At 70.8% G+C, this 22066-nt stretch carries 21 protein-coding genes; 7 read left to right on the top strand and 14 right to left on the bottom strand.

The window, feature by feature from the left end; genetic code table 11:
• Nucleotides 1–48: 48 nt before the first annotated feature.
• The 12 genes from ICC28_RS10085 to ICC28_RS10030 form a co-directional block, all read right to left on the bottom strand.
• Complete coding sequence (locus ICC28_RS10085) at nt 49–444, bottom strand: YccF domain-containing protein (protein WP_188288140.1); 396 nt, start codon at nt 442–444, stop codon at nt 49–51.
• The gene (htpX, locus tag ICC28_RS10080) at nt 441–1304 is read right to left on the bottom strand and encodes a zinc metalloprotease HtpX (protein ID WP_188288139.1); all 864 of its coding nucleotides are present in this window, start codon (nt 1302–1304) and stop codon (nt 441–443) included. The genes ICC28_RS10085 and htpX overlap by 4 nt, the downstream gene beginning before the upstream one ends.
• Nucleotides 1305–1475: 171 nt before the next feature.
• A complete protein-coding gene (locus tag ICC28_RS10075) occupies nt 1476–2999 on the bottom strand; it encodes an NADH-quinone oxidoreductase subunit N (protein ID WP_188288138.1) in 1524 nt (507 codons plus the stop codon).
• Nucleotides 2996–4570, bottom strand: coding sequence for a NuoM family protein (locus tag ICC28_RS10070; RefSeq protein ID WP_188288137.1), 1575 nt, complete (start codon nt 4568–4570; stop codon nt 2996–2998). Before ICC28_RS10070 ends, ICC28_RS10075 begins: the two co-directional genes overlap by 4 nt.
• Nucleotides 4571–4576: 6 nt before the next feature.
• Entirely contained in the window at nt 4577–6571 is a 1995-nt protein-coding gene (locus tag ICC28_RS10065) for an NADH-quinone oxidoreductase subunit L (protein ID WP_188288136.1), read from the bottom strand.
• Nucleotides 6568–6963 (bottom strand): NADH-quinone oxidoreductase subunit NuoK, encoded by a 396-nt coding sequence (gene nuoK, locus ICC28_RS10060; RefSeq protein WP_188288135.1) that lies wholly within the window; start codon nt 6961–6963, stop codon nt 6568–6570. The genes ICC28_RS10065 and nuoK overlap by 4 nt, the downstream gene beginning before the upstream one ends.
• Entirely contained in the window at nt 6963–7613 is a 651-nt protein-coding gene (locus tag ICC28_RS10055) for an NADH-quinone oxidoreductase subunit J (protein WP_188288134.1), read from the bottom strand. Before ICC28_RS10055 ends, nuoK begins: the two co-directional genes overlap by 1 nt.
• Complete coding sequence (locus ICC28_RS10050; RefSeq protein WP_188288133.1) at nt 7610–8161, bottom strand: NuoI/complex I 23 kDa subunit family protein; 552 nt, start codon at nt 8159–8161, stop codon at nt 7610–7612. The genes ICC28_RS10055 and ICC28_RS10050 overlap by 4 nt, the downstream gene beginning before the upstream one ends.
• 2 nt (nt 8162–8163) lie before the next feature.
• Entirely contained in the window at nt 8164–9132 is a 969-nt protein-coding gene (locus ICC28_RS10045; RefSeq protein ID WP_188288132.1) for a complex I subunit 1/NuoH family protein, read from the bottom strand.
• Complete coding sequence (locus tag ICC28_RS10040) at nt 9129–10616, bottom strand: NADH-quinone oxidoreductase subunit C (protein WP_188288131.1); 1488 nt, start codon at nt 10614–10616, stop codon at nt 9129–9131. Before ICC28_RS10040 ends, ICC28_RS10045 begins: the two co-directional genes overlap by 4 nt.
• The gene (locus ICC28_RS10035) at nt 10613–11242 is read right to left on the bottom strand and encodes an NADH-quinone oxidoreductase subunit B (RefSeq protein ID WP_188288130.1); all 630 of its coding nucleotides are present in this window, start codon (nt 11240–11242) and stop codon (nt 10613–10615) included. Before ICC28_RS10035 ends, ICC28_RS10040 begins: the two co-directional genes overlap by 4 nt.
• The gene (locus tag ICC28_RS10030; protein ID WP_188288129.1) at nt 11233–11625 is read right to left on the bottom strand and encodes an NADH-quinone oxidoreductase subunit A; all 393 of its coding nucleotides are present in this window, start codon (nt 11623–11625) and stop codon (nt 11233–11235) included. The genes ICC28_RS10035 and ICC28_RS10030 overlap by 10 nt, the downstream gene beginning before the upstream one ends.
• A gap of 200 nt (nt 11626–11825) precedes the next feature.
• Between ICC28_RS10030 and ICC28_RS10025 the strand changes: the two genes are divergently transcribed.
• The 5 genes from ICC28_RS10025 to ICC28_RS10005 all read left to right on the top strand — a co-directional run bounded on the left by ICC28_RS10025 (nt 11826) and on the right by ICC28_RS10005 (nt 18725).
• Nucleotides 11826–13037, top strand: coding sequence for a sensor histidine kinase (locus tag ICC28_RS10025; RefSeq protein WP_188288128.1), 1212 nt, complete (start codon nt 11826–11828; stop codon nt 13035–13037).
• A gap of 125 nt (nt 13038–13162) precedes the next feature.
• Nucleotides 13163–14497: a sensor histidine kinase gene (locus ICC28_RS10020; RefSeq protein ID WP_188288127.1), complete on the top strand. Its 1335-nt coding sequence runs from the start codon at nt 13163–13165 to the stop codon at nt 14495–14497.
• A gap of 303 nt (nt 14498–14800) precedes the next feature.
• Nucleotides 14801–15460, top strand: a complete 660-nt coding sequence (locus tag ICC28_RS10015) for a response regulator transcription factor (protein ID WP_282703368.1) — start codon at nt 14801–14803, stop codon at nt 15458–15460.
• Between the two features lie 264 nt (nt 15461–15724).
• Nucleotides 15725–17653 (top strand): 2-oxoacid:acceptor oxidoreductase subunit alpha, encoded by a 1929-nt coding sequence (locus ICC28_RS10010; RefSeq protein WP_188288125.1) that lies wholly within the window; start codon nt 15725–15727, stop codon nt 17651–17653.
• Nucleotides 17646–18725 carry a 2-oxoacid:ferredoxin oxidoreductase subunit beta gene (locus ICC28_RS10005; protein WP_188288124.1) on the top strand — a complete coding sequence of 360 codons (1080 nt, stop codon included), beginning with the start codon at nt 17646–17648 and terminating at the stop codon, nt 18723–18725. Before ICC28_RS10010 ends, ICC28_RS10005 begins: the two co-directional genes overlap by 8 nt.
• A gap of 82 nt (nt 18726–18807) precedes the next feature.
• On the opposite strand, the gene ICC28_RS10000 is transcribed toward ICC28_RS10005, so the two are convergent.
• Entirely contained in the window at nt 18808–19200 is a 393-nt protein-coding gene (locus tag ICC28_RS10000; RefSeq protein ID WP_188288123.1) for a winged helix-turn-helix transcriptional regulator, read from the bottom strand.
• 92 nt (nt 19201–19292) lie between these two features.
• Here ICC28_RS10000 and ICC28_RS09995 point away from each other — a divergent pair, with 92 nt between their 5' ends.
• Both ICC28_RS09995 and rarD read left to right on the top strand, forming a co-directional pair.
• On the top strand, nt 19293–20147 hold the full coding sequence (locus ICC28_RS09995; protein WP_188288122.1) for an SDR family oxidoreductase: 855 nt from the start codon (nt 19293–19295) through the stop codon (nt 20145–20147).
• Nucleotides 20148–20316: 169 nt separating this feature from the next.
• Nucleotides 20317–21249, top strand: coding sequence for an EamA family transporter RarD (rarD, locus tag ICC28_RS09990; RefSeq protein ID WP_262928465.1), 933 nt, complete (start codon nt 20317–20319; stop codon nt 21247–21249).
• Nucleotides 21250–21448: 199 nt separating this feature from the next.
• Here rarD and ICC28_RS09985 read toward each other — a convergent pair whose 3' ends face one another.
• Nucleotides 21449–22063, bottom strand: a complete 615-nt coding sequence (locus tag ICC28_RS09985; RefSeq protein WP_188288120.1) for a CGNR zinc finger domain-containing protein — start codon at nt 22061–22063, stop codon at nt 21449–21451.
• Nucleotides 22064–22066 lie beyond the last annotated feature (3 nt).

The following is a 22066-nucleotide window of genomic DNA, read 5'->3' as shown; positions in this document are numbered from 1 at the left end:
ACAATCGGGCGGGCCTGTGGACAACCCCCGGCCTGTGGAAAAACCCGGCTACCAGCGCGATGAGAAGGGCTGGTCCGTCCGTACGATCTCGCGGCCCAGCGGCAGCAACGACACCGGGATCAGCTTGAAGTTGGCGATGCCGAGCGGGATGCCGATGATCGTGAGGCAGAGGAGGACGCCGGTGACGATGTGGCCGATGGCCAGCCACCAGCCCGCGAGGATCAGCCACAGCACGTTGCCGATACAGGACGGCGCGCCCGCGTCGCGGCGCTCGACCGTGGTGTACCCGAAGGGCCACAGGGCGTAGACGCCGATACGGAACGCGGCGATGCCGAAGGGAATGCCGATGATCGTGATGCACAGCAGCACGCCCGCGAGCAGGTAGGCGAGGAACAGCCAGAAGCCGCTCAGAACGAGCCAGATGACGTTCAGGATTGTCTTCACTGGTGGCGACCTGCCATCTTTTCGAGCCGGGCGATGCGCTCGGGCATCGGCGGGTGTGTCGAGAACATCTTCGCCAGTCCCTGCCCCGGGCGGAAGGGGTTCGCGATCATCATGTGGCTCGCGGTCTCGATCCGTGGTTCCGGGGGCAGCGGGAGCTGCTTGGTGCCCCTTTCGAGCTTGCGCAGGGCACTGGCGAGGGCGAGCGGGTCGCCGGTGAGCTGGGCGCCGGACGCGTCGGCCTCGTACTCCCTGGAGCGGCTGATGGCCAGTTGGATGAGGGTGGCGGCGAGCGGGCCGAGGATCATGATCAGCAGCATGCCGAACAGGCCGGGGCCGTCGTCGTCGTCGGAGCGGCCGATCGGGATCAGCCAGGCGAAGTTGACCAGGAACATGATCACGGAGGCGAGGGCGCCGGCGACCGAGGAGATCAGGATGTCGCGGTTGTAGACGTGGCTCAGTTCGTGGCCGATGACGCCGCGCAGTTCACGCTCGTCGAGGAGGTGCAGGATGCCCTCCGTGCAGCACACGGCGGCGTTGCGCGGATTGCGTCCCGTCGCGAAGGCGTTCGGCGCCTCCGTCGGGGAGATGTACAGACGCGGCATGGGCTGGCGGGCCTGGGTGGAGAGCTCTCGGACCATGCGGTACAGCGCCGGGGCCTCGAACTCGCTCACCGGGCGGGCACGCATCGCGCGTAGCGCCAGTTTGTCGCTGTTCCAGTACGCGTAGGCGTTGGTCCCCAGGGCGATGACGACAGCGACGACGAGCCCCATGCGGCCGAAGAAGCTGCCGATGACGATGATGAGTGCGGACAGCCCCCCGAGGAGTACTGCGGTCCTGAGCCCGTTGTGCCGGCGGTGCACGGTACGCCCTCCAAGTGGTGCGGCAGGGGAACCCTTTGCTTGTCGATCTCCGATGTCACTGGTGCCGTGGTGTCACGTCCAGTGGACCCTCCCTTACTGGTCAACGCCAGGCGAAGGTCTCGGGTTCCCTTGGGCACACGGCCATGCACGTCGGCCGTACGGGTGATGGCCTCAGAAGAGCGCGGTGTCCGTGAAACGCAGGATCAGCTGGGGCGCTCCGGAGAGGGCGATGCCCAGGACGGCGGTCAGGCCGATGGCCGTCGTGACGGGGGCCGGGACGAGGTGCCGCTCGGGTTCGCCCTCGGGGGCGCGGAACAGCAGGGCCGTCCACTGCAGGTAGTAGAACAGGGCGATCACGACGTTGACGGCCATGACCACGGCCAGCCAGCCCAGGCCCGCGTCGACGGCCGCGGAGAAGACCGTGACCTTCGCGAAGAGGCCGATGATGCCCGGGGGCAGTCCGGCCAGACACAGCAGGAAGAACGCCAGGAGGAGGGCGGAGAGGGGGTTCTTCGCGTACAGGCCCCGGTAGTCGGAGAGGCGGTTGAGGGACTTCGTACGGCCCACCAGGGCGGCCACCGCGAAGGCGCCCAGGTTCACGGCGGCGTACATGAGGGCGTAGGCGACCGTGGAACCGATGGAGCCCTCGGGGTCTTCGGAGTACGCGGCGGCGGCGATCGGTACGAGGAGGTAGCCGGCCTGTCCGACGGACGACCAGGCGAGCAGCCGTACCGCGCTGTACGCGCGCGTGGCCTGTTGGCGCAGGGCGCCCACGTTGCCGACGGTCATGGTGAGGGCGGCCAGCGCGGCGAGTGCCGGGCCCCAGACGTCGGCGTACGACGGCAGGGCGACGACCGTGACGAGGATCAGGCCGGAGAAGCCGACCGCCTTGCCGACGACCGACAGATAGGCGGCGACCGGAAGGGGCGCTCCTACGTAGGTGTCCGGGACCCAGAAATGGAACGGGACGGCGGCGGTCTTGAAGGCGAAGCCGATGAGGGTGAGGACGACGCCGGTCTGGGCGAGGGTGTGGAGCTGGCCGTCGACGTTCTGGATCCGGTCGGCGATCCGGGTGAGGTGGAGGGTGCCGGTGGAGGCGTAGACGAAACTGACGCCCATGAGGGTGACCGCGGTGGCGGTGACCGAGGACAGGAAGAACTTCAGGGCGGCTTCGGAGGACTTGCGGTCGCCGTGGCGCAGGCCGACGAGGGCGAAGGCCGGCAGGGAGGCGACCTCCAGGGCGACGATCAGTGTGGCGAGGTCGCGGGAGGCGGGCAGGAGGGCTGCGCCCGCGGCGGAGGAGAGCAGCAGGAACCAGAACTCCCCTTCGGGGAGTCGCTTGTCGGCGTCCTTCAGGGCGGTGACAGACAGCAGGGCGGCGAGGAGGGCGCCGCCGAGGACCAGGAGCTGCAGGACGAGGGTGAAGCGGTCGGCCGTGTAGCTGCACACGTCGGGGGCGCTGTTCAGGCAGAACGTGGCGCGGTCGCCGTCCAGGAGGGGCAGCAGCATCAGCGTCGCGGCGGCGAGGCCCGCGACCGACGCCCAGCCGAGCAGGGGCTTGCGGTGCTCGGCGACGAATAGGTCGGCGACGAGGACGGCGAGTGCGACGACCGCGGCGATGGTGGGCGGCGCGATGGCGAGCCAGTCGACCGACTGGACGAGGTTCACGGCCAGTGGCTGGGCCAGGGAGCTCATCGGGTGCCTCCTGCGAGGAGCTGCTGCACGGCCGGGTCGGTCAGGCCGAGGAGGGTCTTGGGCCACAGGCCGGCTACGACGGTGAGGGCGACGAGCGGGGTCCAGGCCGCGAACTCGTAACCGTGCACGTCGGCGAGTTTCGGAGCTTCCTGCGGTACGGCGCCCATGCAGACCCGGCGGACCACGATCAGCAGGTAGGCGGCCGTGAGGAGGGTGCCGAACGCGCCGATCGTCATGAAGGTGAGAAAGGCAGGGCGGCTGAGGCCGGGGGCCGGTTCGAACGCACCGAACAGGGCCAGCATCTCGCCCCAGAATCCGGCGAGGCCCGGCAGTCCCAGGGAGGCGACCGCGGCGAAGGCGAGCAGGCCGCCGAGGCGCGGGGCCTTGCCGTACAGGGCCGCTCCGGTCTCCTTGGCGAGGGTGTCGAGGTCGGTGCTGCCGGTGCGGTCCTTCAACGCTCCGACCAGGAAGAAGAGCAGGCCGGTGATGAGGCCGTGGGCGATGTTGGCGAACAGGGCGCCGTTGACGCCGGTCGGGGTCATGGTCGCGATGCCGAGCAGCACGAAGCCCATGTGGCCGACGGAGGAGTAGGCGATGAGGCGCTTGAGGTCGCCCTTCGCGCCCTGTTTGGCGAGGGCGAGGCAGGCCAGGGATCCGTAGATGATGCCGACGACCGCGAAGGCGGCGAGGTAGGGGGCGAAGTCCGCGAAGCCGTCGGGCGCGATCGGCAGCAGAATCCGGACGAACCCGTACGTACCCATCTTCAGCAGTACGCCGGCCAGCAGGACCGAGCCGACCGTCGGAGCGGCGGTGTGGGCGTCGGGCAGCCAGCTGTGCAGCGGCCACATCGGGGTCTTGACCGCGAGCCCGAGTCCGATCGCCAGAACGGCGATGACCTGCACGGATGCGGTCAGCGACCGGCCGTTGTCAGTGGCGAGTGCCACCATGTCGAATGTGCCCGCCTTGATTCCGATCAGGAGCAGGCCGAGCAGCATGACGACCGAACCGAGCAGCGTGTAGAGGATGAACTTCCAGGCGGCCTGGGTCCGCCCTTCGCCGCCCCAGCGGGCGATGAGGAAGTACATCGGGATCAGGACCATCTCGAAGGCGAGGAAGAACAGCAGCAGGTCGAGGACGGCGAAGGTGGCGAGGGTGCCGGACTCCAGGACGAGCAGCAGTGCGACGAAGGCCTTCGGGGTCGGGCCCGCGGGCATCTTGAAGTAGCTGTAGAGCGCGCAGAGGAAGGTCAGCAGCGCGGTCAGGACCAGAAGGGGGAGGGAGATGCCGTCGATGCCGAGGTGGATGCGTACGTCGAGTGCGGGGATCCAGCTGATGTCCGTCGTGGCCTGCATCTTCGACGGCTGGTCGTGGTCGAAGCCGAGCGTGAGGACGATCGCGGCGAGCAGGATCGCGCCGGTGACGGTCACGCCGTGGCGGAGCACGGCCTGTTCGGGGGACTTCCCCTTCAGCCCCGGTGGAGCAGGCAGCAGAGCGGCGGCGGCACCGAGGAGCGGGCCGACGACGACGAACGCCAGAAGGAACTGCATCACGGACTCGTTGATATCGATCACGCCTGCTCACGCTCCCGTGGCGACGAGGACGACGGCGACCGCGAGGACGACGGTGCCGGCGAGCAGCGCGCTCACATAGGTCTGCACATTGCCGGTCTGGGCGCGCCGTACGGCGATGCCGAGCCAGCGGGGTAGGGCGCCCGCGGCGCGTACGTAGGTGTCGACGACCTCGCGGTCGAGGAACCGAACGAGGCTCGCTCCGGCCTGGACCGGGCGGACGAAGAGGGCCGCGTACACGGAGTCCAGGTGGAAGCCGACGGCCGCGTGGCGGTGCAGCGGGCCGAGCAGAAGACGGCCCGGGTCCGCCGGGTCGGGTGCCGAGGCCACGCCTCCGTAGGCCGGTGCGTGGGCGGCGATGGCCTCGGCCTCGACCAGTCCGGCGTCGCCCTCGCGGTGGGCCGCGACCGCGCCGAGGGGGACGCGGGCGGCGAGTGCGGTGGTGTGGCGCCAGGCCGCGTAGGTGACGATGCCGCCGACCAGGGCCACGCCGGTGCCGAGGACGGAGGTGGTGAGCGTGGGGGCGAGGTCGCGTCCGTCGAACCAGTCGGGCAGCGTCCCGTAGGCGAAGGCGCCGAAGGCGAGGGACGGCACGGCCAGCACCCACAGCACGACGGTCATGGTGAGGGGCTGTCGGCCGTGGTCCGGGGCTTCGGTGCCCTGGCCCCGGAAGGCAAGCAGCCACAGGCGCATCGCGTAGGCGGCGGTGAGCAGGGCCGTGAGCAGGGCGGCGACGAGGACGATCCAGCCCGCGGCGCCGGGGGCGTGCTCGGTGTGGCCGGTGGCGACGTGCTCGGCGGCGCCGAGGACGGACTCCTTGGAGAAGAAGCCGCTGAACGGCGGGATCGCGGCGAGCGCGAGGAGCGCCACGGTCATCGTCCAGTAGGCGTCCGGGACGCGGTTGCGCAGCTGGCGCATGCGGGACATGGCGGCCAGCGAGTTGGTGCCGGCGGCGTGAATGATCACGCCGGCCGCGAGGAACAGCAGCGCCTTGAAGGCGCCGTGGGACAGGAGGTGGAAGACGGCGGCTCCGCGGTCGGCGACGGCGAGGGCGCCGGTCATGTAGCCGAGCTGGCCGATCGTCGAGTAGGCGAGGACGCGTTTGATGTCGTCCTGGGCGAGCGCGGCGAGCGCCGAGCCGACCATCGTCACGGCGGCCATCACGGCCAGGACCGCCATCGCGGCCTGGGAGGCCTCGAAGACCGGAAGAAGACGGGCGACGAAGTAGACACCGGCGGCGACCATCGTCGCGGCGTGGATCAGCGCGGAGACGGGCGTGGGGCCCGCCATCGCGTCGGGGAGCCAGGTGTGCAGCGGGAACTGCGCCGACTTGCCGGCCACACCCGCGAGGAGCAGCAGCGCGACGAGCGTCGGGTGGTCCAGGCCGCCACTGGCGACGGCGCCGAGGATCTTCGTGATGCGGAACGAGCCGGCGTCGGTGGCCAGCGCGAACAGGCCGATCAGGAAGGGGACGTCACCGAGCTTGGTCACCAGGAAGGCCTTGAGGGAGGCGGCGCGGGCCTCCGGGGTCTCCCAGTAGTGGCCGACCAGGAAGTACGAGCAGATGCCCATGATCTCCCAGCCGACCAGCAGCACCATCAGGTCGCCGGAGTAGACGACGAGCAGCATCGCGGAGGTGAACAGGGAGACGAGCGCGGCGTACGAGGGGTAGCGCGGGTCGTCGCGCAAGTAACCGGTCGAGTAGATCTGCACGCAGGTGGCGACGAGGCCGACCAGGACGGCGACGAGCGCGGCGAAGCCGTCGATGTGCAGGGCGAGTTCGATGGGGACCGAGCCGGTGGGCGTGAGCTCGGTGGTGGCGGTCACGGCGCGGTCGCCGCCCTGGTCCACGGCGACCAGCACCGCGAGCACGAGGGAGGTGAGCGTCGGCAGGACGGCGAGCGGGCGGACGAAGCCGGGGGCGGTGCGGCCCAGCAGCAGGCCCGCGGCTGCGCCGAGGAACGGCAGGAGGGGGACGAGGACGGCGAGGGTGGTCGTGGTCACGCGGTGGCCTCAGCCTTCTCGGCGCCTGTCTCGGTCGCGGGGGTGTCGGACTCCTGGTCCTCGGGGGGTTCGTGGCCCTCGGCGGTGTCGCGGAGCTTGTCGATGTCCGCGGTGCCGCGGTTGCGGTGGACGGCGAGGACGATCGCCAGGCCGATGCCGATCTCGGCGGCGGCGATGGCGATGGTGAACAGGGTCAGCGCCTGGCCGGAGTGCAGGGTCTCCTCGGCGGTCCGGCTGAGCCAGACGTCGAAGGCGACCAGGTTGAGGTTGACGGCGTTGAGCATCAGCTCGACCGACATCAGGACCAGGATCGCGTTGCGGCGGGCGAGGACGCCGTACAGGCCCGTGCAGAACAGGAGGGCCGAGAGGACGGCGGGATAGGCGAGGTGCATCAGCGGCCACCCTCCCGATCAGAACTCTCTGTAACCGGACGGGAACTCTTGGCGACATGCCGGGCGTTCATGGGGGGAGAGCTCGACTCCGCCTTCGCCTTGCGGGACAGGACGATCGCGCCGACCAGGGCGGCGAGGAGGAGGACGGAGAGGGCCTCGAAGGGGAGGACCCAGTTCTGGAAGAGGGCCTCACCGGTGACCGCGGTGGAGCCGGCCGGGGTGCCGTCGAGGTCGATCCAGGTCGTGCGGAAGGCGTCGACGACGACCCAGATCAGGGCCCCGGCCGCGGCGACGGCCACCGCGAGGGCGATCCAGCGGTTCCCGGAGTCGGCGTCCGGGGAGCGGCCGATGGGGGCCCGCGTGAGCATCAGACCGAAGAGAAGGAGGACGACCACGGAGCCCACATAGATCAGTACCTGTACCCAGGCGATGAACTCGGCGGTGAGCAGGAGGTACTCGACGGCGATGCCGCCGAGGGCCACCACCAGCCACAGGGCGGCGTGCACCAGCTGCCGGGTGGTGACGGTGATCAGGGCCGCGCCGAAGGTGACCAGGCCGACGAGGAGGAAGGCGATCTCGACGCCGGTCGGGGAGAGGAAGCCCTGCGTCTCGGCGGCGGTCGTGGTCAGTGCGGTGGCGGCGGGGCTCACGACTCTCCCTCCCTCGGTTCGGCCTGCGCGGCGGCGAGCTTCTCGGCGGTCTTGCGGGCCGCGGCCAGCTCCTTCGGCTCCTCCGCGCCAGGGTCGAGCGCCGGCGGGGCCGGGACGGTCCACATCCACTCGCGCAGCTTGTCGCGCTCGTGGGTGAGGTCGCGGATGTCGGTCTCGGCGTACTCGAACTCCGGCGACCAGAACAGGGCGTCGAAAGGACAGACCTCGATGCAGATACCGCAGTACATGCACAGGGAGAAGTCGATGGCGAAGCGGTCGAGAACGTTGCGGCTGCGCTCGCGGCCGCCGGGGGTCGCCGCCGGCACCGTCTCCTTGTGGGAGTCGATGTAGATGCACCAGTCCGGGCACTCACGGGCGCAGAGCATGCAGACCGTGCAGTTCTCCTCGAACAGGCCGATCACGCCACGGGTGCGGGGCGGGAGGTCGGGCTGGACGTCCGGGTACTGCTCGGTGACCGACTTGCGCGTCATCGTGCGGAGGGTGACGGCCAGGCCCTTGGCGAGGCCGCTGCCAGGGAGGGGGGCCATGGTTAGTTGATCACCACCTTGACGACGCCGGTGAGGGCGATCTGGGCGAGGGCTAGGGGGACGAGGAGGGTCCAGGCGAGCTTCTGGAGCTGGTCCTCGCGCAGGCGGGGATAGCTGACGCGCAGCCAGATCACGAGGAAGGCGAGGACGGCCGTCTTCAGCAGGGTCCAGACCCAGCCGAGGCCGTCGGCGCCCCAGGGACCGTGCCAGCCGCCCAGGAAGAGGACGGCGGTCAGGCCGCACAGGATGACGATTCCGGCGTACTCGGCGAGGAGGAACAAGGCGAAGCGCAGTCCGGTGTACTCGGTGTACGCGCCGAAGATGATCTCCGAGTCGGCGATCGGCATGTCGAAGGGTGCTCGCTGGAGTTCTGCCAGTCCGGCGACGAAGAAGACGATCGCGCCGACGATCTGCCAGGGCAGCCACCACCACTCGAACGCGTCGAGGATGCCGGGCAGGGAGACGGTGCCGGCCGCCATCGCCACCGAGGCTGCGGCGAGCAGCATCGGGAGTTCGTAGGCGAGGAGCTGTGCGGCGGTGCGCAGGCCGCCGAGGAGGGAGAACTTGTTGGCGGAGGCCCAGCCGGCCATGAGGGAGCCGAGGACTCCGACGCCCATGACAGCCAGGACGAAGAAGACGCCCGCGTCGATGACCTGGCCGACGGCTCCCTCGCCGGGGCCGATCGGGATGGCGAGGAGGACCAGGAGGTACGGCAGGAGGGCGACGGCGGGGGCGAGTTGGAAGATACGGCGATCCGCGCCCGCGGGTACGACGTCCTCCTTCTGCGCGAACTTCACGCCGTCGGCGACGAGCTGGGCCCAGCCGTGGAAGCCGCCGGCGTACATGGGGCCGAGGCGGCCCTGCATGTGGGCCATCACCTTGTGCTCGGTCTGGCCGATGAGGAGAGGGAAGGTGAGGAAGACGACGAAGACGATGAGGAGTCGCAGGGTGACGTCGAGCACGTCGTTCACTGCGGGCCTCCTGCGGGGTCCTCGGGGGTCGTCTCGGGGGCTGGGGTGGGTTCGGGGGGTGACTCGGAGGTGGGTTCGGAGGTCGGTTCGGAGGTGGGTCGGGGAGCAGGTTCGGGGTCGGGTCCGGGCTTGGCTTCCGGGGTCTTGTCCGGTGCGGGTGCGTCGGATTCTGCGGGCGCCTCTGACTCCGGCGCCGGCGCCTGCGGCTCCTCCGGGTCCTGCGAGCGCTCCGAGCCGTCCGGTCCCTGCGAACCGTCTGCGCTGCCCGAGCCCCCCGAGCTACCCGAACCCTGCGAGTCGTCCGCGCTGCCCGAACCCTCCGAACTGTCCGTGTCCTGCGAGTGCTTCGAGGCCTCCGTGCCCTTCGAATCCTTGGAATCAGGTTCGTCGAACGCCGGGCGGGCGTGGTGCCAAGGGGCGTCGGAGCTTCTGGGGGGCCGGGGCGGCGTCGGCGCCGGGTCCTGCGGCGCCGACGACTCCGTCCGCTGCGAAGCGGAACCCTCGCTCGCGCTGCGCGCCCGACGCGGACCGGCGGCGCGAGTGGAACCGGCCGCACCCTCCGCCGACGGCACCGCAGACGCCTGCTGACTCGCCGAACCCTCGCTCGCGCTGCGCGCCCGACGGGGCGCGGCGGACGGAGTCGCCGGAGCCGTACCCTCCGCCGACGGCACCGCAGACGCCTGCTGACTCGCTGAACCCTCGCTCGCGCTGCGCGCCCGACGGGGCGCGGCGGACGGAGTCGCCGGAGCCGTACCCTCCGCCGACGGTGTCGCGGCCGCTTGCTGGCTGGCGGAGCCTTCGGAGGCTGAGCGGGCTCGGCGTGCGGGGCGTTCCGCCGTGGTGCCGGCGGTGCGGGACGGGCGGTCCCCTGCCGCGCGGGCCGCCCCTCGGGCCGGCCGGGTGGGTGCGGGTGGGAGCTGGCCCTTCATGGGGCCCCAGTCGTTGGGGTCGGGGACGCCCGGGGGCAGCATCTGGCGCCGCTTGGGGCCGCCGTGTTCGGACTCGCCCGGTTCCTTCGCGCCGGGCCAGGCCTTGGCGACGCGGGCGGCCAGGACGAAGTCCTTGCGCAGGGGGTGGCCCTCGAAGGTCTCGGGGAGGAGGAGGTGGTCCAGGCCGGGGTGGCCCTCGAAGGTGACGCCGAACATCTCGTGGGTCTCGCGCTCGTGCCAGGCGGCGCCCGCGTAGACCGTGACCGCGGACGCCAGTGCCGGCGCCTCGTGCGGCACCGTGGTCCGCAGGAGGAGTCGGCGTACGGGGGCCAGCGCGACCACGTGCGCGGCGACGCGGAAGCCCGTGCCGGGCTCGTCGACGGCGCTCAGCCAGTCGAAGTAGGTGCAGCCCAGCCGGTCGCGTGCCGTCTCCAGCGCCGCGATCCAGGACGCCGGCGGTACGTCGACGGTGAGGACCTCGTATGACTCCTCGGCCGTGGCGTCCGTACCGAAGAGCTCCGCGGCCTGCGCGGGCAGCCAGCCGACCGCGGTCATCGGGCGCCCCCTTCGGACTCGACGGACGGAGGCTTCACCAGGCCGCTCTGGAGGGCGGCGGCCGAGGGGCGGGTCGTCCCGTACCGCTCCCCCAGCGACTCGCGGGCGATCTTCTCCTGGAGCTTGAGGATCCCCTGGAGCAGCGCTTCGGGGCGCGGCGGGCAGCCCGGCACGTACACGTCGACGGGGATGATCTGGTCGACGCCCTTGGTGACGGAGTAGGAGTCCCAGTACGGGCCGCCGCAGTTGGAGCAGGCGCCGAAGGAGATGACGTACTTCGGCTCGGGCATCTGCTCGTAGAGGCGCTTCACGGCGGGCGCCATCTTGTCGGTGACCGTGCCGGAGACGACCATCAGGTCGGCCTGGCGCGGGCCGGGCGCGAAGGGGATCACGCCGAGGCGGATGAAGTCGTGGCGGGCCATCGACGCGGCGATGAACTCGATGGCGCAGCAGGCGAGGCCGAAGTTGAAGACCCAGAGCGAGTAGCGGCGGCCCCAGTTCAGGATCACCTTCATGGGCTCGGGCGCGAGGCGGGCGAGCGCGCCCAGCCGCTTCGGCTCCGGAAGAAGGACGGGCTGGACCACGGGCGGGGACCCGGGCGGGTTCACTTCTGGCGTCACGTCCATGCCAGGACGCCCTTCTTGTACGCGTACAGCAGACCGACCGACAGGAAGCCGAGGAAGATGAACATCTCGACGAGTGTGGTGGCGCCGTAGCCGGGGGCGGCGAAGACCGTCGCCCAGGGGAACAGGAAGATCGAGTCGACGGCGAAGATGACGTAGAGGAAGGCGTAGACGTAGTAGCGGACCTGGGTGTGGGCCCAGCCCTCGCCGACGGGGTCGACTCCGCACTCGTACGTCAGGAGTTTCTCGGGTGTGGGGACCACGGGACGCAGCAGGCGCCCGGCTCCGAAGGCGACGGCGACGAACAGCACGCCGACGACGGCGAGCAGTCCGACGACCGAGTAGGACTCGAAGTAATCCGCCGCGACGACGGTCGGTTCCGGCACGGTCCGCCCCTCGCTCCCTGACCTCTTTGACCTCAGTGAACACTGCCGTTCGACGATCTGTACGCACGGGAGTCTAGGCCCTGCTAAAGCGAGCGTAAGCAGCCTGTCACGGCTTGAGATGCGGAGGTGGGGTTTTCCCCCGCAGTTCCTGGCGGCCCGCCTCATGGCGCGAGCGCGGGTCGGGCGGCACGCTAGCCCATATGACCGAACGTCTCTCGCCCCCGAGCCGCGCCGAGCAGATGCGCGCGGCGGCCGACGGCGACCGGCTCCCACCGGCCCGTTTCGCCTATGACCGGCACACCTGGAAGGAGATCGTGCATCTCCTGGTGAACCTGCCGGTGTCGTTGTTCGGCTTCGTCTATGTCGCGACGGTGCTGTTCGTCGGGGCGGGGCTGACGGTCACGGTGGTCGGTTTCCCGCTGCTGGCGGCGGGGCTGCTGGGGGCCAGGCAGCTGGGCAAGCTGGAGCGGGCGCGGGCGCGTGCGCTGCTCGGGGTGCAGGTGGACGAGCCGAGTCCGTTGCGGCTGCGCGGCAGCCGCAACGGCTTCTTCGCGCAGCTGTGGCTGATGCTGAAGGACCCGGTGGGGTGGCGGACGGTGCTGTACGACTTCATCCGGCTGCCGTGGGGTGTGCTCACCTTCACGATCACGCTGGCCTCGCTGTTCGTGCTGTGGCCGGTGCTGCCGTTCATCGCGCGGGGTCTGACCAACGCGGACCGGGCGATGGTGCGCGGGCTGCTGTCGCCCTCCGACGAGCTGGAACGCCGTATCGCCGAACTGGAGTCCGACCGGGGGGTCGTGGTCGACACGGCCGCGGCCGATCTGCGGCGCATCGAGCGCGATCTGCACGACGGCGCGCAGGCCCGGCTGGTCAACCTGGCCATGGGCCTGGGTCTGGCCAAGGAGAAGCTGCTGGAGGACCCGGAGTACGCGGCCTCGATGGTCGAGGAGGCGCACGGCGAGGTGAAGCTCGCGCTGCAGGAGCTGCGGGATCTCGCCCGCGGCATCCATCCGGCCGTGCTGACCGACCGCGGCCTGGACGCCGCGCTCTCCTCGGTCGCCTCGCGCTGCACGGTGCCGGTGAAGGTGACGGTCGACCTGGCGGCGCGGCCGGCCCAGGCCATCGAGGGCATCGCCTACTTCACGGTCTCGGAGCTGCTGCAGAACATCAGCAAGCACAGTGCGGCCCGTTCGGCGTCGGTGGAGGTGTGGCGGTCGAAGGACCGGCTGCTCATCCAGGTGTGGGACGACGGCCGCGGCGGCGCGCGGCTGGACGGCGGTACGGGGATGCGCGGCCTCGCCGACCGGCTGGGTGCCGTGGACGGCCTGTTCGTCATCGACTCACCGCAGGGCGGCCCTACGACGGTCACGGCGGAGCTGCCCTGGCGCGACCGCGGCCCGGACCAGGGGTGAGACCGGGGGCGGGGGGTGGGGAAAACCCCCCGTCCAAGACGCCGACGGACTCCATGGCCCGCGGACCTGCGGCGGAGGAGTGTGGAGGTGAAATGAGAAACCGCGAGTAGAAACGGACGACGTCGATGGCCACGGAGTACGGAGAGAGCTACGGGTTCCTCGACGAGGGGACGCGGCGGCACCGGCTGCCCGCCGGGCTGCGGGCGCCCTTCGAGGCGCGGCACTGGCGGGAGCTGATCTACGTCGTGCTGAGCCTGCCGATCAGCATTCTGCTTTTCACGTACGCGGTCACCATGGTGTCGTTGGGGGCGGGCCTGCTGGTGACGTTCCTCGGAGTTCCGGTGCTGGCGGCGGCGCTGGCCGGCTGCCGCGGTTTCGGAGCGCTGGAGCGGGTCCGCGCGCGGGGGCTGCTGGACCTGGAGGTCGCCGACCCGGAGCCGCTGCGGATGCGCAAGCGGGGCTTCATGGCCTGGATGGGCGCCGTACTGAAGAGCGGCGCCTCGTGGCGGTCCCTGCTGTACGCGGTGGTGCAGTTGCCGTGGGCGGTGTTCTCCTTCGCCGTGGCGATCAGCTTCTGGGCCATGGGCTGGACGCTGCTGACGTACCCGCTGTGGTTCTGGCTCTTCCCGCTGTACGGCGGCCAGGGCGGCATCCAGCTCTACGGCGACGAGACGCACCGCATCTATCTCGACAACCCGTTCGAGATCGGCGTGACCGCGCTGGTGGGGCTGCTGTTCACGCTGGCCACGCCGTGGATCGTGCGGGCGCTGACGACGGTGGACCGGGTGATGGTGCACGGGCTGCTCGGGCCCTCGCGGCTGGCGACACGGGTGGTGGAGCTGGAGTCGGACCGGGGGGTCGTGTTCGACACGGCCGCGGCCGACCTGCGGCGCATCGAGCGCGATCTGCACGACGGGGCGCAGGCCCGGCTGGTGGCGCTGGCCATGGATCTGGGGCTGGCGAAGGAGAAGCTGGCGGAGGACCCGCAGGCGGCGGCCCGCATGGTGGACGAGGCGCACGGTGAGGTGAAGACGGCGCTGCAGGAGCTGCGGGACCTCGCCCGCGGCATCCATCCCGCCGTGCTGACCGACCGCGGTCTCGACGCGGCGCTGTCGGCGGTGGCCTCGCGGTGCACGGTGCCGGTCGAGGTCCAGGTGGACCTGGCCGAGCGGCCGGTGCCGGCGATCGAGGGGATCGCGTACTTCACGGTGTCGGAGCTGCTCCAGAACATCAGCAAGCACGCGCGGGCCACCTGGGCGGCCGTGGACGTCTGGCGGGTGGAGAACCGGCTGATGCTCCAGGTCGTGGACAACGGGGTCGGCGGCGCGGACGCCTCCGCCGGGTCGGGCCTGGCGGGTCTGACGGAGCGGCTGGACGCGGTGGACGGGATCCTGGTGGTGGACTCGCCGGTGGGCGGACCGACCCGCATCACGGCCGAGCTTCCCTGGCGGGCCGTGTAACCGCCCGGCGTCACGGCATCACGGCATCACGGCGTCCGCCTCCGGAGCCCGGGGGCGGACGCACGTACCCCCGCCCCCACCCCCAACCCCACCCCCACCCCGAAGACGGACACATCCTCACGCGCCCCCACCCCCCGCCGGAATCAGCCCCTCCCCACCCCCAGGACGGGACAGAGCAGGCCGGGTTGTCCACAGGCCCGGTGCGCGGGCGCGGATCACGGAATACTGAGGAGCCGTGGGACGCGGCCGGGAACGCCCGGCCGGACGCAACAGGCTCGGGGGCCGAAGGTCGTGGAGGACAGGGTGCGGGTGGTCATCGCCGAGGATTCAGTGCTGCTCAGGGAGGGCCTGACCCGGCTGTTGACCGACCGCGGGCACGAGGTCGTGGCCGGTGTCGGCGACGGCGAGGCGCTGATCAAGACGATCACGGAGCTGGACGGGCAGGGCACACTGCCGGACGTCGTGGTCGCCGACGTACGCATGCCGCCGACGCACACGGACGAAGGGGTCCGGGCCGCCGTGCAGTTGCGCAAGGCCCATCCGGGACTCGGCGTGCTCGTGTTGTCACAGTACGTGGAGGAGCGCTACGCCACCGAACTGCTGGCCGGTTCCAGCCATGGGGTCGGCTATCTGCTCAAGGACCGGGTAGCCGAGGTGCGTGAGTTCGTCGACGCGGTGGTGCGGGTGGCCCAGGGGGGTACGGCCCTCGATCCGGAGGTGGTCGCGCAGCTGCTCGGGCGCAGCCGGAAGCAGGACGTGCTCGCGGGACTCACCCCGCGGGAGCGCGAGGTCCTGGGGCTGATGGCCGAGGGGCGGACCAACTCCGCGATCGCCCGGCAGCTCGTGGTGAGCGACGGAGCCGTCGAGAAGCACGTCAGCAACATCTTCCTGAAGCTGGGGCTCTCCCCGAGTGACGGGGATCACCGACGGGTTCTCGCGGTCCTCACCTACCTGAACTCCTGACCACCTGACACCGTGTCAGCCAGGCGCGGTGTCAGGCACCGGGCCCGGAAGCGCCCGAGAACCACACAACGAGCGGGGAGCGTCATCAAGGGAAGCGCCGGGGGGCGTGTAAATCATGACAAGTCAGGGTGGCGGACCATCTCAGAACCGTGTCCATGATGTGAATGACCCGGGGATGACGACCTTTACGGACGTAGGGTTGATTTCGGGAGGGCCTGCGGGAAGGCCTGTCCCCGACAGCCGCCTCGAAGGAGGTCCAGTTCAGTGACCAGCCAGGTCAGTAGCCCAGCGGATCAGGCCGACGAAGCAGTACTGGGAGAGCAGCGCAAACCGGCGGCGGAGAAGGATGTACGCCGGCTGGACCGGGTGATCATTCGGTTCGCGGGGGACTCGGGCGACGGTATGCAGCTCACCGGAGACCGCTTCACCTCGGAGACGGCGTCCTTCGGCAACGATCTGTCGACGCTGCCGAACTTCCCCGCCGAGATCCGCGCGCCCGCCGGCACGCTGCCCGGCGTCTCCTCCTTCCAGCTGCACTTCGCCGACCACGACATCCTCACCCCGGGCGACGCTCCGAACGTGCTGGTCGCGATGAATCCGGCCGCTCTGAAGGCCAACGTCGGGGACCTGCCGCGCGGCGCGGAGATCATCGTCAACACCGACGAGTTCACCAAGCGGGCGATGCAGAAGGTCGGCTACGAGAGCTCTCCGCTGGAGGACGGCTCGCTGGACGGCTACCACCTGCACCCGGTGCCGCTGACCACGCTGACGGTGGAGGCGCTGAAGGAGTTCGAGCTGTCCCGCAAGGAGGCGGAGCGCAGCAAGAACATGTTCGCGCTGGGCCTGCTGTCGTGGATGTACCACCGGCCCACCGAGGGCACGGAGAAGTTCCTGCGGTCGAAATTCGCCAAGAAGCCGCAGATCGCGGCGGCGAACATCGCGGCCTTCCGGGCGGGCTGGAACTTCGGCGAGACCACGGAGGACTTCGCGGTCTCCTACGAGATCGCCCCGGCGGCGACGGCGTTCCCGGTCGGCACCTACCGCAACATCTCCGGGAACCTCGCCCTGTCCTACGGACTGGTCGCCGCGTCCCGGCAGGCGGACCTGCCGCTGTATCTGGGCTCGTACCCGATCACTCCGGCCTCCGACATCCTGCACGAACTGAGCAAGCACAAGAACTTCGGTGTGCGGACCTTCCAGGCCGAGGACGAGATCGCGGGCATCGGGGCGGCGCTGGGCGCGGCGTTCGGCGGGTCGCTGGCGGTGACCACGACGAGCGGTCCCGGGGTGGCGCTGAAGTCGGAGACCATCGGGCTCGCGGTGTCGCTGGAGCTGCCGCTGCTGATCGTGGACATCCAGCGCGGCGGGCCGTCGACGGGCCTGCCCACCAAGACCGAGCAGGCGGACCTGCTGCAGGCGATGTTCGGCCGCAACGGCGAGGCGCCGGTCCCGATCGTGGCCCCGTGCACGCCCGCCGACTGCTTCACCGCGGCCCTGGAAGCGGCCCGGATCGCGCTGGCCTACCGCACCCCGGTGATGCTGCTCTCGGACGGCTACCTGGCCAACGGCAGCGAGCCGTGGCGGATCCCGGAGGTGGACGAACTCCCCGATCTGCGGGTGCAGTTCGCGCAGGGCCCGAACCACACCCTGGAGGACGGCACCGAGGTCTTCTGGCCGTACAAGCGCGATCCGCAGACCCTGGCCCGCCCGTGGGCGATCCCCGGAACTCCGGGTCTGGAGCACCGCATCGGCGGCATCGAGAAGGAGGACGGCACGGGCAACATCTCCTACGCCCCCGCCAACCACGACTTCATGGTCCGCACCCGCCAGGCGAAGATCGACGGCATCGACGTGCCCGACCTGGAGGTCGACGACCCGCACGGCGCCGGCACCCTGGTGCTGGGCTGGGGCTCGACATACGGGCCGATCACCGCGGCGGTACGGCGGCTGCGCACCGCCGGGCAGGAGATCGCGCAAGCTCATCTGCGGCACCTCAACCCCTTCCCGCGCAACCTCGGCGAGGTGCTGCGGCGTTACGACAAGGTGGTGATCCCCGAGATGAACCTCGGCCAGCTCGCCACGCTGATCCGGGCGAAGTACCTGGTGGACGCCCACTCGTACAACCAGGTCAACGGCATGCCGTTCAAGGCTGAGCAGCTCGCCACGGCTCTCAAGGAGGCCATCGATGGCTGAGACGTCCAGGGAAGGCACGGGCACGATCGAGGCACTCTCGCTCGTTCCCAAGGCCGAGGCCCGCCAGTCCATGAAGGACTTCAAGTCCGACCAGGAAGTGCGCTGGTGCCCCGGCTGCGGCGACTACGCGATCCTCGCGGCGGTCCAGGGCTTCATGCCCGAGCTCGGCCTGGCCAAGGAGAACATCGTCTTCGTCTCCGGGATCGGCTGCTCGTCCCGCTTCCCGTACTACATGAACACCTACGGGATGCACTCCATCCACGGCCGGGCGCCCGCGATCGCCACGGGACTGGCCACCAGCAGGCGGGACCTGAGTGTCTGGGTGGTGACGGGTGACGGCGACGCGCTGTCCATCGGCGGCAACCACCTGATCCACGCCCTGCGCCGCAACGTCAACCTCAAGATCCTGCTGTTCAACAACCGGATCTACGGCCTGACCAAGGGCCAGTACTCGCCGACCTCCGAGGTCGGCAAGATCACCAAGTCGACGCCGATGGGCTCGCTGGACGCACCCTTCAACCCGGTGTCGCTGGCGATCGGCGCGGAGGCGTCCTTCGTCGCCCGCACCGTCGACTCCGACCGCAAGCACCTCACCGAGGTCCTGCGCCAGGCCTCCGCCCACCAGGGCACCGCACTGATCGAGATCTACCAGAACTGCAACATCTTCAACGACGGCGCCTTCGAGGCCCTGAAGGACAAGCAGCAGGCCCAGGAGGCGGTGATCCGCCTGGAGCACGGGCAGCCGATCCGCTTCGGAGCCGACGGCGCCAAGGGCGTCGTACGGGACGCGACGACCGGCGATCTGAGGGTGGTCACCGTGACCGCGGACAACGAGGCGGACGTCCTGGTCCACGACGCCCACTCCGCGTCCCCGACCACGGCCTTCGCACTGTCCCGGCTCGCCGACCCGGACACCCTGCACCACACCCCGATCGGCGTGTTCCGCAGCATCGAACGCCCGGTCTACGACACGCAGATGACCGACCAGCTCGACACGGCGATCGAGCAGAACGGCAAGGGCGACCTGGCCGCCCTGCTCGCCGGCGGCGACACCTGGACGGTGGTCGGCTGAGACCACGGCCGACATGCGAGGGCCCGGGTGCTTTCACCGCACCCGGGCCCTCGTCCCGCATCGGCGCTCAGCTCAGCCCGGCTCAGACGCTGTTCCTCGCCGCGTCGTAGGCCGACCGCGCCTCCTGTACCGCACCCATGCGCCGCTCGGTCCACAGCGCAAGACCCCGCACCTGCTCCGCCGCCTCGCGCCCCAGCTCCGTCAGGGAGTAGTCGACCCGCGGCGGGATCACCGGCCGGGCGTCCCGGTGGACGAAGCCGTCCCGTTCCAGGGTCTGGAGGGTCTGGGTGAGCATCTTCTCGCTGACGGTCCGCCCGCCGAGCGTGCCGAGCGCGCGGCGCAGCTCGCTGAAGCGGTGGGGGTGGTCCAGGAGCCGGATGAGGACCAGGACACCCCAGCGGCTCGTGACGTGCTCCAGGACGAGCCGGTACGGGCACATGGTCTCGGCCTCGGACGCTCTCTTACTTACCGCCATGCCAGTACCTTACTTCAAAGTGTGTACTTACGAATAGTTAGCGCACCCCATATGGTTAGCGGCATCCGCACCCCACAAGGAGACCGCAGACCATGAGCATCGTCGTCACCGGAGCCACCGGACACCTCGGCCGCCACGTCATCGAGCAGTTGCTGGAGAAGGTGCCCGCCGAGCAGATCACCGCCGTCGTCCGCACCCCCGAGAAGGCCGCCGACCTCGCCGCCAAGGGCGTGCAGCTCGCGGTCGCCGACTACAACGCGCCCGAGACCTTCGACGGCCTCCTGGCGGCGGGCGACAAGGTCCTGCTGATCTCCGGCAACGAGTTCGACAAGGGCCGCCCCGCCCAGCACCAGGTCGTCATCGACGCCGCCAAGGCCGCGGGCGTCGCGCTGCTCGCCTACACCAGCGCCCCCGGCAGCCTCACCGCCGCCCTCGCCGACGACCACCGGGCCACGGAGAAGGCGCTCACCGGCTCCGGCGTCCCCTACGTCCTGCTGCGCAACGGCTGGTACCACGAGAACTACACCGAGAACCTCGGCCCCGTGCTGGAGCACAGCGCCGTCGTCGCCGCGGCCGGCGAGGGCCGGGTCTCCTCCGCCTCGCGCGCCGACTACGCGGCCGCCGCCGTCGCCGTACTGACCGGTGAGGGGCACGAGAACCGGACGTACGAGCTGGGCGGCGACGAGGCGTGGAGCTTCGCCGAGTACGCGGCCGAGCTGAGCCGGCAGACCGGCCGGGAGATCGCCTACAGCCCCGTCCCGCCGGAGGCGCTCGTCGGGATCCTGACCGGTGCCGGGCTGCCCGAGCCGTTCGCCGCGGTCCTCGCCGGTGTCGACGTCTCCATCGAGAAGGGTGAGCTCGTCGTCTCCTCCGGCGACCTGTCCCGCCTGACCGGCCGCCCGACCACCCCGCTCTCCGAGGCGATCGCCGCCGCCCTCAAGGGCTGAGCGTCCCGGCCACGCGCCTGTCATGACCGTATGGCGATACGGGCATGACAGGCGGGGTCGTTCGGCGCTACCTTCGTGCAGGCACGCACGACATGAGGGAGGGCCCGTGAGCGAGAAGCCGAAGGGCGAGCGGCGCATAGGCCTGCTGAACGGTTTCGCGGCCTACGGCATGTGGGGCCTGTTCCCCCTCTACTTCCCCCTCCTGAAGCCCGCCGAGCCGTTCGAGGTCCTCGCCCACCGGATGGCGTGGACCCTCGTCGCCGTCGCCGTGGCGCTGCTCGCCCTGCGCCGGTGGGCCTGGGCCGGGGAGCTGCTGCGCCAGCCCCGCCGGCTCGCGCTCGTGGCGGTCGCCGCGGGCGTCATCGCCGTCAACTGGGGCGTCTACATCTGGTCCGTGAACAACGACCGGGTGGTGGAGGCCTCGCTCGGCTACTTCATCAACCCGCTGGTCACCATCGCGATGGGCGTACTGCTGCTGAAGGAGCGGCTGCGGCCCGTGCAGTGGGTGGCGGTCGGGGTCGGCTTCGCGGCGGTCGTGGTGCTCACCGTCGGCTACGGCCGGCCCCCGTGGATCTCCCTCGTGCTCGCCTTCTCCTTCGCCACCTACGGATTGGTGAAGAAGAAGGTCAACCTCGGCGGCATCGAGTCGCTGGCCGCCGAGACCGCCATCCAGTTCCTGCCCGCACTCGGCTTCCTGCTCTGGCTGACCGTGAGCGGCGACTCCACGTTCACGACCGAGGGCCCCGGGCACACCGCGCTCCTCGTGGGCACCGGCCTCATCACCGCACTGCCGTTGGTCTGCTTCGGCGCGGCGGCGATCCGCGTGCCGCTGTCCACACTGGGACTGCTGCAGTACCTCGCGCCCGTCTTCCAGTTCCTGCTCGGCGTCCTCTACTTCCGCGAGGCGATGCCCGCCGAACGCTGGGCCGGGTTCGCGCTGGTCTGGCTGGCGCTGTCGCTGCTGACCGCCGACGCGTGGCGCTCCGCGCGCAGGACGGCCCGCGCACTGAGGGAGGAGACGGTCACGGCGGGCGCCGCCGGTGCCGTACGGAACGCGGGCAGTGCGTCTGTGGAGCCCGGCCCGGTGAACGCGCGGCCGTAGACGGCGGCCGCCGGCGGGAGGCCGGGCGCGGACCGGCCCCGGCCCGACATGTGCTGTGCGGCCGGAGGCCGCCAACCGGACCTGGCGCATGCGACTGCGGTTCGGCAGCGCGCCCCCAAGGGGCGCGGGGAACTGCGCGACCGGCCACGACGAGTCCGCGGGCGAACAACGACACACCACGGCACTCCCAGCGGAGCGCTCAGCTCTGCTGCCGCTTTCGGTGCGCCCTGACCTTCTCCCGGTTTCCGCAGTGCTCCATCGCGCACCAGCGCCTGCGGCCCGGCCGGGAGGTGTCGACGAACAGCAGGTAGCAGTCGTGGGCGCCGCACTCGCGCACGCGGTCGGCGTACGGGCCGGTGAACAGGTCGATCGCGTCGCGGGCGAGGGTGGACAGCAGCTGGGTGCCGGTGGCGCCCGGCGCCCACGCGCGCGTGCCCTCGGGGGTGAGGCGGGAGACCAGGGGGGACTCGGCCGCGGGCGCGTTGACCGCGTCGACGAGTTCCGCCCGCACCGGACGCCCGTGCGCCCGGTCCGCGGCGAGCAGGAAGAGCGCGTCACGGAAGGCGCGGGTCCGCTCCAGCTCCGCTTCCGATACGGCGATGTCGAGGGCGCCGGGCAGGCGGCTGCGGTCGGCCCAGGCCACCAGGTCCGCCGGCTCGTGCAGCACCTCGTAGCGCGCGAAGGCGCCGGGGCCGCCCGTCGGCAGCAGCTCCAGGCACAGGGCGCCGGGGTCGAAGCGGTACGGCTTGCCCTCGTAGGAGATCAACGTCAGGCCGGGCTGCCGTCCCAGCGTTTCCCTTGCACGCTCACTCATGTA

Origin of the sequence: Streptomyces sp. TRM68416, from assembly GCF_014596915.1 — a bacterium.
In the GTDB taxonomy this organism is placed as follows: domain Bacteria; phylum Actinomycetota; class Actinomycetes; order Streptomycetales; family Streptomycetaceae; genus Streptomyces.
Note: the sequence above shows the minus strand (reverse complement) of the source record. Positions and strands in the feature narration are given on the sequence as shown.